Source organism: Shewanella sp. SW24 (assembly GCF_025653395.1).
Lineage (GTDB): Bacteria > Pseudomonadota > Gammaproteobacteria > Enterobacterales > Shewanellaceae > Shewanella > Shewanella oncorhynchi.
This window is the reverse complement of sequence record NZ_JAKKSH010000090.1, coordinates 1-553: the sequence shown is the minus strand read 5'-3', so window position 1 is coordinate 553 and position 553 is coordinate 1. Positions and strand designations below refer to the sequence as shown.

The window sequence follows — 553 nt, the reverse complement described above, 5'->3', positions numbered from 1 at the left end:
GCACCGGCAGAGCCATGACTAATACGATGTGCGGCCTTCACTTCACTGCATAAAATAGTCAAGTCTGCATCAATATGTTCTTTTCTTTTTAGCCAATACTTATAGCTACTTCGATGCACTTTGAATGCATTACAAATTGTGAGAATAGAGTGGCTCTGCTTGAGTGCGCTGATTAGCGTAAATTGTTCATCGAGTCTGACATCAAGAGAGCGGTAGCCTTTTTTAGGATAAGATWGTGCTCCTCAAGACGAGCTATTTGCTTCTTCAGCTCACGGATTTCAATTTGTTCAGGGGTAATCGGAGATGCTTTTGGTGTGCCACCCTGGCGTTCTAGTTTTAACTGTCTCACCCATTTATCCATAGTGGACTTACCAACGTTCATCGCCTTTGCAGCTTCGATGATGCTATGGTTTTTATCGAGGACTAATTGGGCTGCTTCAAGTTTGAATTCAGCACTAAATGTTTTTCTGGTTGTCGATCTCATGTGTTCACCTAAAGTCATCTACGAGGTAATAATATCACCTCTATTTAGGTGGCCAAAATTAGTGTGCCA

At 42.0% G+C, this 553-nt stretch carries 1 pseudogene; it reads right to left on the bottom strand.

From position 1 onward, the window contains the following. Positions 1–484 (bottom strand): annotated as a pseudogene (locus L5M17_RS23065) (IS3-like element ISSba5 family transposase); the annotation flags it as partial. Positions 485–553: the final 69 nt, after the last annotated feature.